A 13,532-nucleotide genomic window follows, 5' to 3' on the forward strand; every position below is an offset into this window, starting at 1 on the left:
GAGAGAAACAATTATGCATTTTAATAAGTCATTCGTCTTTGGTACAGCAACATCTTCTTATCAAATTGAGGGAGCTCGACTTGAAGGCGGCCGAACACTTTCAATCTGGGATACATTCTGTGATACCCCTGGAAAAGTATATCAACAGCATAATGGAAGCGTAGCGTGTGATCATTACTACCGGTTTGAAGAAGATATTCAGCAGATTAAGAAGCTTGGCGTAGAAACGTATCGCTTCTCAGTTTCCTGGCCTCGTATTTTTCCTGAAAAGGGTGTTTTGAATGCAGAGGGAATGGACTTCTACAAAAAATTAACAAAGCGTTTACGTGAAGAAGGAATCAAACCTGCGATCACGCTTTATCACTGGGATCTTCCACTATGGGCTCATGAAGAGGGCGGATGGGTAAACCGCGAGTCAGTAGATTGGTTTATGGATTTAGCGAAAGTCTGCTTTCAAGAGCTTGATGCCGAGGTTGATTCTTGGATTACGCATAACGAACCGTGGTGTGCCGGTTTCCTAGGTTATCATCAAGGATTTCACGCACCTGGACATACGAACATGGATGAAGCGGTTAAAGCGGTACACCACATGCTTCTTTCTCACGGAAAAGCTGTACAATATTTAAAGAACGAGCTTCAATCCAAAACGCCGATCGGTATTACGTTAAACCTTTCCCCGATCTATGCAAAAACCGATTCTGCGAACGATCAGCTTGCAGCGAATAATGCTGACGGTTATTCCAATCGCTGGTTCTTAGATCCTGTTTTTAAAGGACAGTACCCTGTTGATATGATGAACTTGTTCTCTAAATACGTACATTCGTATGATTTTATTAAAGCAGGAGATATGGAAATCATCTCAACGTCTTGTGATTTCTTTGGCATCAACTACTATAGTCGAGGCATTGTTGAGTTCTCTGCAGCGAATGACTTCTTACATAGAGGGGCTCATTCTGATTATGAGAAAACCGGCATGGGCTGGGATATCGCGCCAGAAGAGTTTAAGGATCTGATCAGAAGGCTGAGACAAGAGTATACAGATCTTCCTATCTATATTACAGAGAACGGTGCAGCGTTTGATGACGTCCTAGAGAACGGACGCGTCCACGACCATGGACGTGTGGATTATATCGAAAAGCATCTTCAAGCAGTTTCTGATCTGAACGATGAAGGGATGAATATTGAAGGGTACTACCTATGGTCTCTCATGGATAACTTTGAGTGGAGCTTCGGCTATGACAAACGATTTGGAATCATCTATGTAGACTTTGATTCTCAAGAGCGAATCTGGAAAGATAGCGCATACCGTTATGCGGAGATCGTGAAGAACAGAGGAACGAATAACAGCAACAAAGAGACGGACACCATCTCAGTAAGCTAATTTATTTTTAAGATAATAATAACCATTGAAGTCCCTGACATAGATTAGGGACTTTTTTGTTTTGTGTAAAATTTTCCTGAGTGGAGAAGCTAAAAACGTATAGGAGGGATAGACATGAAGGATAAGAATGAGAAACGAATCGATGAAGAAACATCAGACGGAATGAATGAGTTAGTAGAGATCATCAATGCAAAAGGTGATACGGGTGAATTGAAGGAAATCGTTGAGAGCTATGATAATAAAAAGGAACATTCCCCTTTATGCAATGATGATTTTTTCTATGCAGACCTTCGGGCAATTGCGGAAGATGGTGCTAAAGAAGATTGAAGTATTTAGAACGGGCAGAATCGCTGATGATAGCGAATCTGCCCGTTTATTTGTTTGAAGTGTTTATATAGATTGAGTGCGTGAACGAGTTAACTTTGCATTGCGAGGTTAAGGTGGAGGGTATAGGGCCGATGTATACTTGTCGAGTTATGTCGACTCGCAGATATATGGCCGAAACTCGCTGGAATATAGTAAAAATTCGCCGGAATAAATCCAAAATTTCTAGGATTATTTCACATAGTTCTCGAATTAATAGGAGTTATACCCCTCCTGGTATAAGTAAGAACCAGGTTTGCGAGCACTTAAAAGGCTATTATGTCCAAATCGTTAAAGCATTTCATCCAAGCAGTTTAGTTCTGCACCGTCATTTTATATCTTCATAAAATATTTGCTAACTTCTTTACGAGACCTAAAAAACTAACGTGTTACATGAGACAGCTCTTGTACTTCTTCCACAGCATAATCAGCTATTATTGAGGAAGAGTGAGGATGGTGAATGAGCTCTAAACTTCTCTGCATGCTACTCAGCAAAGTTTCGTTCTCAAATAACTTCTGAACATTTCTCACGATTTCATCTACAGTATGAACGACAAATGCAGCGCCTTTTTCTTTAAAATACTTAGCATTTTCTCCTTCTTGACCAGGAACTGGCTTATAAAGGAGGAGGGGGACTCTTACAGCGGCAGCCTCAGTAATAGAGATTCCGCCTGGTTTTGTTACTACGCAATGTGAGATATTTAAAATCTCATGAAGCTTCTCTACGTAACCATATAATTGGAATGAGCCTGAATATTGTTCAGCAAGCGGTTTTAACTTTTCGTACAACGTTTTGTTCTTACCACAAACGACAATCACCCGCAATGAAGGATCTTTCAGCAAACGTTGTGCGAGCACCTTAACGTTTTTTAGCACACCTTGAGCACCAGCTAAAATCGTAACTACACGACTACTTGGCGTAACTCCGTATTCAGTAAATACGTCTTCTCTATTAATCGGACGGTAAAAGTCTGAACGGATAGGGATGCCACTTACTGTTATTTTATTTTTATCCACACCATGATTGACCAGTCCGTCTTTGACTGAATCGGAGGCAACAAAATAGTGGTCAATCGATGGATTGATCCAAAAAGGATGAGCGAAATAATCTGTGATCACGGTATAGATGGGAATATTGAACCGTGATTTTTTTATAAGGAATGGAGCAGCATGAAGGGGAAAGGTTGTGATCACAAATCGGGGTTGGTGTTCATTGATCAATTCTAAGAATCTTTTTCTTCCTAAATACCGAGAAAATTGTGTAATCGTGTTGGCATTCAATTTGTTTGTGCCATAATAAAACCATTTATAAAAAGAAGAGCCGTGTGAAAAGCTTTTGATAAATATGGATTGTGTGACTTGGGACATGATGGGGTGAGCTTCCCCAAATAAATCTGATAAGACAGGTTGAAATCCTTTGCTTTTTAGTTCTTCAGCAAGGACATTAGCGACTTGAACATGGCCGCTGCCATAGTTTGCTGTAAGGATTAATGCTGTTGGACGTATCATTAGAAAACCTCCCCAGTCTTTTAATAAAAGCATAGCAGGGAATTTTAAACGCAATATGAAGAAGAAAAGAATGTTTTGTAAAATGAGAAATTTTTAATGATACAATAAGATAGATTCAAAATTTCATAAGATCCGATAATTATGGTGTCTGTTGCAGACTTAATAGGGAATCTGGTGTGAGGCCAGGACTGTACCCGCAACTGTAAGTGCTGACGAAATAAGCAAAACCACTGTCTATCTGACGGGAAGGGCTTAGAGTAGGCTGATGCACGAGTCAGGAGACCTGCCATCTTTATAGCGTTGATCTTCTTCGGGAGTTGGGAAGATAGGACGAGGGATATTTAATAGATGATTCTGTTATGTATTCTTACGTACCCGTCTTTCGTGATGGGTATTTTTCTTTGTTCGCTAACTCCCTCAAAAAAACAGGAGCTTTCAAGCTTCAGAAAAGAGGGTATGGTATGGAACAGCAGTTATCAGCAAACGTCTCAAGAACGATTCAAACAAAGTTGGTATTGCCGCCTGACACGAATCACATGGGAACGATATTCGGTGGTACGGTTTTATCGTACATTGATGAGATTGCAGCGATTGCCGCCATGAAGCACAGCAAGAAAGTGGTTGTCACCGCATCCATTGATAATGTAAACTTCTTATCGTCAGCGAAAGTGGGAGACATCCTCATATTAGAAGGTGTCGTGATCTCAACCGGAAGAACGTCGATGGAAGTTTACGTAAAAGTAGAGTGTCAAAATCTAGAGACGGGAAATAGAACGCTGAATACCACATCGATCTTAACGATGGTCGCTATCGATCAAAACGGTAAGCCGTTTCCGGTACCAAGTGTTATTCCTGAGACAGAAGAGGAAGAAGCACTCTTTAAAGGAGCTTCACTGAGGAAAGAACGGCGTTTGTTATATAAAAACGTGAACGGTACGGTTTGAGTTTGAAAAGGAAAGGAAGTGAGAATTCCAATGAAAATAAAAAATATCATATTTGTATTGTTGGGGTTCTTTTTCCTTGGTTTAGGCGTGATTGGAATTGTGTTGCCGTTGCTTCCTACAACACCTCTCTTATTACTCGCGTCTTATTTTTTCGTGAAGGGTTCAAAAAAGTTTGAAGTGTGGTTTAAAGGAACCGACATTTATAAAAAACATCTAGACGATTTTGTAAGAAATCGCTCGCTTACTAAAAAGAAAAAGATCATGATCAGTCTGTTTTCAGACTCAATGATTTTGATCACTTTTATCCTTACTGACAGCATGGTCGCAAGAGTGATCTTAATTCTTGTTGTGATGTACAAGTATTACTATTTTATCGTCAAGATTAAAACGGCATAAAGAAAAATGTGTGAACTTAAAAAGAGCAGCCTAATCAAAGGCTGCTCTTTCTATCTATCATGTATTGGCTTTGTACATAGCCACCAATCGTAGCATTCAATCTCTCCACTTTGTGCTTGTTCTGCTCGTTTCTTTGCCTCTTGTATGGTTGTAGGCGCTGGAACGATCAGACGGTCTCCGACTAGTTCGTTTTTCGGCCAGTTTGCGGGTGTTGCTGCTTTATTTCGATCTGCTGTCTGCAACGCCTTAACGGCTCTTAGAATCTCGTTGATATTCCGGCCTACATTCTCGGGATACGTCAGTATAAGACGAATCTTGCCTGTTGGATCTACGATATAAACACTTCTGACCGTTCTTGTTCCCATCGTAGGATGGATCATTCCAAGTCTAGTAGCAATCCTTCCAAGACTATCCGCAATAATCGGAAAAGTAATCTCTACTTTCAAATTCTGCTGTATCCATTCGATCCATTTTATATGGGAATATACTTGTTCAACTGATAATCCGATTAAGTAAGTGTTGAGCTTGGTGAACTCAGGCATGAGCTTTTGGAACGCGACAAACTCTGTTGTACACACGGGTGTAAAGTCACCTGGATGACTAAAGAGGACAAACCAATGACCTTGATAACTTGTTGGAAGGACAAGATCCCCAAGGGTTGTATGAACCGTCATCTCCGGAAATTGATCGCCAATAAAAGGCTTTGAAAATGTTTGTGTAGATTCCATCCCTCTCTTCTCCTATCTTCCTTGGTTTCCCATCACCTTACTCTTTTTCAATAACTGAGACTCTCCTGTTTTTTCCCACTCCTCTACTTGTTCAATGGCTTGTTGAGGTGTAAATCCTTGCCCGACAAGAACACCAGATAAAATATATTCTTGATAAAGATGAGTGAGGTTAATACCTTCTTCTGTCTCTTGTAATGCTTTTTTTACGAGAGGATCAATGTACGAAACCCATTGATCCGCCAAGCTCTCCGTTTGTGGCATTCGGTGGTCTTGTTGAAAAGAACGAGGAGCACTTGAAGTACTGTTTAACGTAAATAAATAGTTGTACTTTGCGCTGTGCTTAATCTCATCAGTAATGATGTTAAAAAGAATGTCTCGATAATACGTATTAGGAAGTCCTTGGCGAATAACGCGATATTTCTCGACTGCGGCTAGTTCGCCAAACAGAGCTTTGACGAGGCCGTCTTTATAAGTTTTGGGTTTTTGAAACTCTTCTCCGTTTTCAGGTGGAACTTCCTGGCCTGTAAGATCTTTGTAGATCATTCTGAAAAGCTTGTTGTGTCTTTTCTCATCATCACGAATAGAGGCAATAATTAATTTTTGATCGTTTGTAGGCGCTTCAGAAATTAAGTAATCGTAAAATAATCGATCTTCTCTTTCTCCAGCAACTGCTTGTTTAATGAGTTGCAGAGATAGTTGAAGTGCTTGCTGCTGCCCATCACTCTGTTGCTGTCCGCTGTCTTGTTGCTGCTGTTGTGGATTCATATAGCTCATAAGATAACCTCCAAAAAATGATTGTCGCATTAGTCTATGCAGACGCCTAAATTTTGCTTATGTACAAGTTTTTCAACACCACATGTACCTTGATTGAATAAAAAGAAGCATAAAGCTTGTTGAAAATAAGGAGTGTTCATAGTGGATGAGCTCATGTGGCTGACGGTTGGTGCAGCCGCAGTTTTTATAATAGAAGCAGGTGTCTATTTTTATTGGATCACATGGGGGAACGGTTCTCTTAAGCCGTATATAAATGATAGTCAAAGACCTCACCAAACTTTCAAAGTGCTTCAAACGTTTAAAACATCTACACAAAAAATAGCACTGGTCGAAGTCGGAGAAGAAGTATGGGTGTACAGCAATGGAGAAATAATGTTTGGCACGAAACAAGATGAGAATGAGTATGCAGAAGTAATCGTACATGTTCCGATGGCGGCAGCGAAAGATGCTAAACGCATTTTAATCATCGGTGGCGGTGGTGGAATCAGTGTACGAGAGGCTTTACATTATGAGAATGTTGAAGAAATTATAGCAGTCGATATTGATGCCGAGATGATGGACCTCGGAAAAAGATATGATCGTTTGGTGTCTTTTAATAAAGGAGCTTTGAATCACCACAAAGTGAGCACGGTGATTCAAGATGGCAGAACTTATGTAGAAAAAAGTCTAGATACGTGGGACGTAATCATTGTAGATATACCCGAACCGACTGAACGATGCCCAAGTCTCTGCGGATTATTTTCTTTAGAGTTTTACCATGAGTTAAAAGAACACTTGAACCCTGGCGGTGTTCTATCCATTGCATGTTCAACCGTCAACTTGATGCCAGAATATATGTGGAGCATTGAAAAAACCTTAAAGGAATGTGGTCTTTTCACAATTCCTTTTCACAATTTCTCGAACAAGACAGGTGTAGATTGGGGTTATATCTTGGCTTCAACCCTTCCTTTAGAGCCGGATGATATCCAACTAAAAGTAACTACGCCATTCTTAACAGAAGGCAGACTGAGGGATGTGTTGGAACTACCGTACTACTTGAAAAACTTTGAAAACAAAGGTGATATACAGACGGATCAGAACAGCGTGCTCTTAGATATTGTAAGAAGAGAATTGAATAATTGACATAAATAGCACTTGTGTAACTTACAAGTGTTTTTTTATGATCAAAATTATGAATTAGGAGTAATTAGCATTTCTAATAAACTGTACGGTAATTATTTTTGTTATTCATGTAGCTTGCTGTGCAACTTGGTAACGGTTTGTGACAGGTTGGTCAGAAGTGGATTTACGATGAGAAAATCATGACATATACTGGTTAAAAATAAAGTGAAACATATAAAGGGGGCGTGAAATGAAGCTTACAATACATGAAAGTGATGATCATGAAGGCTTGGAGATCATTGTGAAATGCAAAATGTTAAATGATGAAGTTATAAAAGTTCTAACTTCGTTGAGGTCCCTTGAAAGAAAAGTATTGGGTACAAAAGATGGAAAAGTCTATCTCCTTTTACCAAATGATATTTATTATTTTGAGTCAGTTGATAAAAAGACATTTGCTTATACCGAAAAATCGGTCTATGAGGTGTCATTAAGGTTGTATCAAATTGAAGAGCTGTTCGGTGATGTGAATTTTTTTCGTGCTACAAAAGCAAGTATATTGAATCTCGATCGATTACATTCCATCTCCCCGCGAATTGGGGGCAGGCTAGAAGTGAAGATGGAGAACGGAGAGAACCTATTAGTGTCCCGTCAGTATGTGCCTGTTTTAAAGGAAAAGTTAGGTTTTTAAATTGAAGGAGGCGATGATATGTTTAAAAAAATTATGGCGTATACGGTAGAATTTAAAACGATTATGAGTTTATTCTTTTCGGGAGGAATCATCATTTATGTTGTGTTCGGCTATATGCTCGGAACAAGGGAGATTTCCTTCGAGATGATCGTTCAAATCTTTTTTATCAGTATTCTGGTTACTGGTTTGCATTACTTATTTTGGACTGAGGACACTAAAGTGAAGTTAACAAATAGTTGGAAACTGATCTTGCAATATTTTATTCTCGGCTTCGTTTTAATAGGGATGTCCCAAGTATTTAACTGGTTCGAGTGGGGAAGTAAAACATCTTATATGATGCTGATTCTTTTTCACATTCTTTATCTGGGCGGCATACTTGGATTCACCATCTATTTTAAAGTGCTAGGATTTCAATTCAATCAGAAGATGCAGCATTATCGAGAGCAGAATCAACTTCGCTAGCTTTTAAGAAGTTGTAAAAAGAGTATAGTGTGGTAACAATCATAATCGCAGCGACTTCGTTGCGATTATTCTTTTCTGTAAAAAAACTGAAAAGTATTAAAAAAGTGTGTCGATATTATTGTCTCCTCTTCGTCGTATAAGTAAATCAACTTAAAAACAACTAAAAATGCTTAGGAGAGATTCATATGAAAACTGTAATGTCAAAGGATGGAACAAAAATTGTTTATGACAAGATAGGAAATGGACCTTCACTCATCTTAGTCGGAGGCGCATTTAGTTATCGAAAGTTTCCTGGCATGGTTAAACTTGCGAAATTATTATCAGACCAATTTACAGTTTACAATTACGACCGACGTGGTCGTGGGGATAGCGGTGACACAGTATTTTATGAACCTGCACGAGAGTACGAAGATCTTGATGCAATGATTTCAGAAGCAGGAGGAGTATCATATGTTTGGGGATTATCATCTGGGGCAGTTCTTGCTTTACAAGCTGCTGCTTATGGAGCAAGCATTACAAAATTAGCGCTTCACGAACCACCATTTATCGTAAATGACACAGATCATGTACCACCAAGTGATTTTTCAAAAAAGGTTAGTGAACTTATTGCTGATGACCGCAGTGCGGATACGATTAAATATTTCATGACCAAGGGCATGGGGGCTCCTTCATTCATTGTAACTATGATGCGTATGATGCCTGGTGTTTGGTCTAATCTTATGGCGGTTGCACATACCCTTCCGTACGATGCAGCATTATTAGAGGGGTATATGGAAGGAAAGTCATTGCCTGAGGATCTTTGGAATAACGTTACAGTACCAACACTTGTACTTAAAGGTACAGAAAGTCCTTTAATGCTTCGTGACGGAGCAGATGCTTTAGTAAAAGTGCTTCCTAATGCTGAATTAATAAGTAAGAAGGGGCTTGGACATACGAAACAGCTTAACGTTAAAAGTATTTCTTCTGAGCTCATCTCATTTTTTTCGGCAGTATAAACTAGAGGAAATCACGAGAGGATTTATTTTACAAATACCGAAACCTTTTTATAGATTTATCGTGCAGATCATTAAATTGAAGAGTCAAAAATGAGGAGGCAACTAAACATGAGATTTATGATGATCGTTAAAGCGACTGCAGATTCAGAGGCGGGGGTCATGCCGAGTCAGGAATTAATAGATGCCATGCAAAAATATAACGAGGAATTAGTAAAGGCGGGTGTACTTCTGGCTGCAGACGGCCTACAACCTAGTTCAAGTGGGTTACGAATTTCTTACCCGGAGCAGGGCGGTCGGGCCAAAGTGGTTGATGGTCCGTTTACAGAAGTAAAAGAACTGATTGCAGGCTATACACTTATTGAAGTGAAGTCAAGAGAAGAAGCCATTCAATGGGCTCTGCGCATGCCGGATCCACATGGATTTGGGCATGGTGAGATTGAACTGAGGCAGGTTTTTGAGGCGGAGGAAATTATGGAAAACCCCATTCATTTAATGAAAGAAAGAGAACTTCGAAAAAAAGCTGAGGAGCAACAAAAAGCGTGACAGTGGTCGATGTAAATCGAGCGATCGAAGAGATATGGAGAATGGAATCTGCGAAGTTGATCGCAAGCTTAACGCACTTGCTGCGAGATGTTGGTATCGCTGAAGATATTGCACATGATGCATTAATCGTCGCATTAGAAAAATGGCCGAATATCGGTATCCCAGATAATCCGGGCGCATGGCTGATGACTGTGGCCAAACGTCGTGCGATTGATTTAATAAGGCGTACAAAAAAACGTGATCAAAAATATACCGAAATTGCTAGAGGAACAGATTTGTATACGGAAGAAGATGTTGATCTAGTAGTAAACGAAGAGATTGGAGATGAACTTCTTCGTTTGATTTTCATGACCTGTCATCCCGTATTATCGCAAGAGGCAAGGGTTGCACTTACGCTTCGTTTGTTATGTGGTTTAACTACTGATGAGATTGCCCGTTCTTTTCTTCTGTCAGAATCTACTGTAGCGCAACGAATTGTACGTGCCAAAAGGACACTGAGATCTGAAAATGTTCCTTTTGAAGTTCCAGCAAAAGAGGACCGAAAAGAGCGGCTATCAACAGTGCTTGAAGTTATTTATCTGATGTATAACGAAGGGTATGCAGCAACATCAGGCGATCATTGGGTTCGTCCTTTACTGTGTCAGGAGGCATTGAGATTAGGGCGGGTTTTAGCTGAGATTGCCCAAAGTGAATCAGAAGTACACGGGCTAGTCGCATTAATGGAACTACAATCTTCACGGTTGAAGACTAGGGTAAATGCAAAAGGGGAACCAATCTTACTCATGGACCAAAATCGAGCACAATGGGATCGTTTACTTATTCGTCGTGGATTAGCGGCACTCGAGCGAAGTGAAAGGGTAGGTGTACCACTCGGGCAATATGCGATTCAAGCGAAAATCTCTGCTTGTCATGCAGAGGCAGTTTCAGTAGAAGAAACGAACTGGGTAAAAATAGCTGCGCTATATGAGGCGTTATACAGGGTATCTCCTTCACCAATTGTTGAATTAAATCACGCTGTTGCCATTTCAATGGCGTTTGGTCCTTCCTTTGGCCTTCAGCTTGTAGATGAACTACTCATGGAGCCTTCTTTACAGGAGTATCATCTTCTATATAGCGTGCGTGGAGATCTTCTTTTTAAATTAGGAAGAACGGATGACGCTCGTATAGAATTTAAACGCGCTGTATCTATGACTAAGAATGAAAAAGAGAAAAGCCTTCTGATGTCCAGAGCAAAAGAATGTGAGTCTTGAACAAACTACTTTTAAGCCTAGTAGATTATAGATGTTCAGTTTCGTAGTAAAGGTAGGAAAGCTAATCACAATCCAAGGAGGAAACGATGGATGCAATATCTGAGAGGTAAAGTAAAACGAAAAGGCCATCATTCCTTACGTCGAAAGCCGGCACTTTCGAGTCCAAGTAACGAAAGTCTTAAAAAGGACTTAGAAGAACATATATATATGCTACAAAAGGCAGATAGGACAAAAATAAGGGAGACCGTAAACGATGAATAACGATGTGACCCAATTTATTGACGAATTAAAAGAATCCTGGCAGGTAGAGTTATCTACGAATCTACGCGGAGTTGTTCACCAGGCGATACCTGAAGTGCATGAGCGGATTCAATATAAAAAGCCCCACTTCTTAAAAAACGGAAAATATGCTGCTGTGATCTCAACATCCAAAGATGCTGTAAGCTTTACAATCTTCAATGCAAACTCATTAAAACTTCCAGAAAGTTTATTCAGTGGTCCACCAGAACGTAAAACCATTAAGCTGCGTAAAGGTGACATGTTTGATTCCAAACAACTTATTTCTTTTGTCAAAGAAGCTTCGAGTTCTTTATGATTTGTTCATTAAAAAAGCTTGAGTCCAAAGATTTTGGACTCAAGCTTTTTTTGTGGAGTAAAAATTATGCACCTTTTCGTACAAGTTGTTGTTCTTTTGATGACTGATCAAACAAGTAATTTTTTACAGCGTTTGATGAATGCTTCGCTTTTTTCACGAAGAGAGGGTTCAACCCAACTACCGTTACAAAGTTAGCCATCAATCCCCAGAAGCCTTCATAGATTCCAAGACTTGTACCTGTTGAATAAACCGTGAATGTAACAGCGAGTCCAACAAGTAAACCGATAATGGTAGCTTCTCTCGACTGATTTCTCCAGAACAAGCTGATAACGATTGCAGGGAAAATCTGTACCATTCCGGATACACCAAGCAACTGCAGGGAAACAAGAGCTTGCGGAAACACAAGACCAAACAATAGTGCGAGCCCGATTACAACGAATACCATGCCACGAGTGATCATTGTTAGTTTCGCACCTTTTACCTTCGGATTGATCAGGTCGCGATAGATGTTGTTCGCAAATAAGTTGGATGCACCAATCGCCATGATGGAACAAGGAATGAGTGAAGCGAGTGCGATTGTTGAGTACGCTAATCCCTGACCAATTCCTCCGTAAGACGTTTGAATTAATGCCAGAAGAGCAAACCTTGGATCCGTTCCATCTGGTAAAACAAGAAAAGCAATGAATCCAAGGAAAACAACAAGAATTAAAACGATATTATAGAGCGGTAGAAATAATGCATTTTTTCGAATGGCATCCGCACTTTTTGCTGTGAAAACACCTGTTGCCGCATGTGCCCACATAAAAAGAGCAAGCGATGATACAAAAGCTGCTGTAATGAACCATGTAACACCTTTTGGCCCAGACTCTGGAATCGTTAAGAGGTGAGGAGCTTCCGTTACGATTTTATCAACCATAGGATTCCAACCGCCAAAGTGCATGATTGGAAGAGAAACAACCATGAACAACATGATTGCCCACACTAGAACATCTTTAATGATTGCAGTATAAGTCGGTCCTTTGATCCCACTGAAAAATGTATACAGTGCAACAAGCAAGAAAGAGGTGATCACGACCACTTTTACATTGATAAAGCCTGTCCCAGCAACTTGAAGCGTATCTTGAATACCACTCAGCTGCAAACAGATATACGGAATCAGCATGAGTACGCCGACGATGGCGATGAGTGAAGATAATAGCTTAGAGTCAAAACGTTCGCGAGCATAGTCTGCTAGAGTAGTTAGCTTATGCTCATTAGCCACTTTCCATAACTTCGGAAGGAAAAAATAAGAGATAAAATAGGCCAGAACCGAGTAGGGAATCGCGAAGAATGCGAGACTACCAGCTGTGTAAGCGGTACTCGTTAAACCTAGGAACGTATAAGCTGTGTAAAGGTCGGCACCGACTAGAAACCAAACGAGTAGACCGCCAAAGCGTCTTCCGCCGACAGACCATTCTTCAACAGAACTACGTGTAGCTTTGTCTCTACCGGCGAGAAACCCGATTAAGACAACCGTTAAGATAACAAAAATCGTGATAGATAGTGCTGTAAGATTACCTTGCTGCATTTAATCCAGGCTCCCTTCTGATTTCTGTAGTTGATAGATTCCTAATGTGCAAAAAGGAGTTAGAACAATCCACAAAAACAACCAAAACTGAAGAAACGGTAGTCCGAAAATGATAGGATCGATCCTGTTTACGAACGGTAAAACGACCAGTTGTGCAATAAATGGAGCGGAAATCAATAGGATTAATAATAATTTCTTCATGCTGCATGTGTCCCTTCTGTGGTGTTTTTTAGAAA

General features: G+C 40.1%; 17 protein-coding genes and 1 riboswitch. Of the genes, 12 read left to right on the top strand and 5 right to left on the bottom strand.

Translation table 11 applies throughout. From position 1 onward, the window contains the following. The first annotated feature begins 13 nt into the window (after window positions 1-13). Both ABE65_RS01745 and ABE65_RS01750 read left to right on the top strand, forming a co-directional pair. Entirely contained in the window at window positions 14-1,381 is a 1,368-nt protein-coding gene (locus tag ABE65_RS01745; protein ID WP_066390903.1) for a GH1 family beta-glucosidase, read from the top strand. Window positions 1,382-1,495: 114 nt separating this feature from the next. Next, window positions 1,496-1,708 carry a hypothetical protein gene (locus tag ABE65_RS01750; protein ID WP_066390905.1) on the top strand — a complete coding sequence of 71 codons (213 nt, stop codon included), beginning with the start codon at window positions 1,496-1,498 and terminating at the stop codon, window positions 1,706-1,708. A gap of 417 nt (window positions 1,709-2,125) precedes the next feature. Here ABE65_RS01750 and ABE65_RS01755 read toward each other — a convergent pair whose 3' ends face one another. Next, the gene (locus ABE65_RS01755) at window positions 2,126-3,253 is read right to left on the bottom strand and encodes an MGDG synthase family glycosyltransferase (RefSeq protein WP_066390909.1); all 1,128 of its coding nucleotides are present in this window, start codon (window positions 3,251-3,253) and stop codon (window positions 2,126-2,128) included. 125 nt (window positions 3,254-3,378) lie between these two features. Further along, window positions 3,379-3,559, top strand: a riboswitch (cobalamin riboswitch). A 155-nt stretch (window positions 3,560-3,714) separates the two neighbouring features. Between ABE65_RS01755 and ABE65_RS01760 the strand changes: the two genes are divergently transcribed. Together ABE65_RS01760 and ABE65_RS01765 are read left to right on the top strand one after the other, a co-directional pair. Further along, window positions 3,715-4,197: an acyl-CoA thioesterase gene (locus ABE65_RS01760; protein ID WP_066390912.1), complete on the top strand. Its 483-nt coding sequence runs from the start codon at window positions 3,715-3,717 to the stop codon at window positions 4,195-4,197. A gap of 30 nt (window positions 4,198-4,227) precedes the next feature. After that, window positions 4,228-4,593, top strand: coding sequence for a DUF454 family protein (locus tag ABE65_RS01765; RefSeq protein ID WP_066390913.1), 366 nt, complete (start codon window positions 4,228-4,230; stop codon window positions 4,591-4,593). Between the two features lie 50 nt (window positions 4,594-4,643). Here ABE65_RS01765 and ABE65_RS01770 read toward each other — a convergent pair whose 3' ends face one another. Together ABE65_RS01770 and ABE65_RS01775 are read right to left on the bottom strand one after the other, a co-directional pair. Further along, a complete protein-coding gene (locus tag ABE65_RS01770) occupies window positions 4,644-5,321 on the bottom strand; it encodes a peroxiredoxin (RefSeq protein ID WP_066390914.1) in 678 nt (225 codons plus the stop codon). A 12-nt stretch (window positions 5,322-5,333) separates the two neighbouring features. Further along, window positions 5,334-6,095: a ferritin-like domain-containing protein gene (locus tag ABE65_RS01775; RefSeq protein WP_197480328.1), complete on the bottom strand. Its 762-nt coding sequence runs from the start codon at window positions 6,093-6,095 to the stop codon at window positions 5,334-5,336. 141 nt (window positions 6,096-6,236) lie between these two features. Between ABE65_RS01775 and ABE65_RS01780 the strand changes: the two genes are divergently transcribed. The 8 genes from ABE65_RS01780 (at window position 6,237) to ABE65_RS01810 (ending at window position 11,729) form a co-directional block, all read left to right on the top strand. Then, window positions 6,237-7,217 (top strand): spermidine synthase, encoded by a 981-nt coding sequence (locus ABE65_RS01780; RefSeq protein WP_082861234.1) that lies wholly within the window; start codon window positions 6,237-6,239, stop codon window positions 7,215-7,217. 229 nt (window positions 7,218-7,446) lie between these two features. Then, a complete protein-coding gene (locus ABE65_RS01785; protein WP_066390917.1) occupies window positions 7,447-7,884 on the top strand; it encodes a LytTR family DNA-binding domain-containing protein in 438 nt (145 codons plus the stop codon). An 18-nt stretch (window positions 7,885-7,902) separates the two neighbouring features. Continuing rightward, window positions 7,903-8,346 (top strand): hypothetical protein, encoded by a 444-nt coding sequence (locus ABE65_RS01790; protein WP_066390918.1) that lies wholly within the window; start codon window positions 7,903-7,905, stop codon window positions 8,344-8,346. A 185-nt stretch (window positions 8,347-8,531) separates the two neighbouring features. Next, window positions 8,532-9,341: an alpha/beta fold hydrolase gene (locus ABE65_RS01795; protein ID WP_066390919.1), complete on the top strand. Its 810-nt coding sequence runs from the start codon at window positions 8,532-8,534 to the stop codon at window positions 9,339-9,341. Between the two features lie 108 nt (window positions 9,342-9,449). Beyond that, window positions 9,450-9,884, top strand: coding sequence for a YciI family protein (locus ABE65_RS01800; protein WP_066390920.1), 435 nt, complete (start codon window positions 9,450-9,452; stop codon window positions 9,882-9,884). A gap of 41 nt (window positions 9,885-9,925) precedes the next feature. Further along, entirely contained in the window at window positions 9,926-11,134 is a 1,209-nt protein-coding gene (locus tag ABE65_RS01805) for an RNA polymerase sigma factor (protein WP_066399643.1), read from the top strand. Window positions 11,135-11,224: 90 nt separating this feature from the next. After that, window positions 11,225-11,395, top strand: coding sequence for a hypothetical protein (locus ABE65_RS21705; RefSeq protein WP_156499098.1), 171 nt, complete (start codon window positions 11,225-11,227; stop codon window positions 11,393-11,395). Then, window positions 11,388-11,729 (top strand): DUF1801 domain-containing protein, encoded by a 342-nt coding sequence (locus ABE65_RS01810; RefSeq protein WP_066390921.1) that lies wholly within the window; start codon window positions 11,388-11,390, stop codon window positions 11,727-11,729. Before ABE65_RS21705 ends, ABE65_RS01810 begins: the two co-directional genes overlap by 8 nt. A gap of 64 nt (window positions 11,730-11,793) precedes the next feature. Here the strand turns inward: ABE65_RS01810 and ABE65_RS01815 are convergent, their stop codons facing one another. Both ABE65_RS01815 and ABE65_RS01820 read right to left on the bottom strand, forming a co-directional pair. Then, entirely contained in the window at window positions 11,794-13,296 is a 1,503-nt protein-coding gene (locus ABE65_RS01815) for a sodium:solute symporter family protein (protein WP_066390922.1), read from the bottom strand. Beyond that, window positions 13,297-13,497, bottom strand: coding sequence for a DUF3311 domain-containing protein (locus ABE65_RS01820; RefSeq protein ID WP_066390923.1), 201 nt, complete (start codon window positions 13,495-13,497; stop codon window positions 13,297-13,299). Window positions 13,498-13,532 lie beyond the last annotated feature (35 nt).

The organism is Fictibacillus phosphorivorans (assembly GCF_001629705.1).
GTDB lineage: Bacteria > Bacillota > Bacilli > Bacillales > Fictibacillaceae > Fictibacillus > Fictibacillus phosphorivorans_A.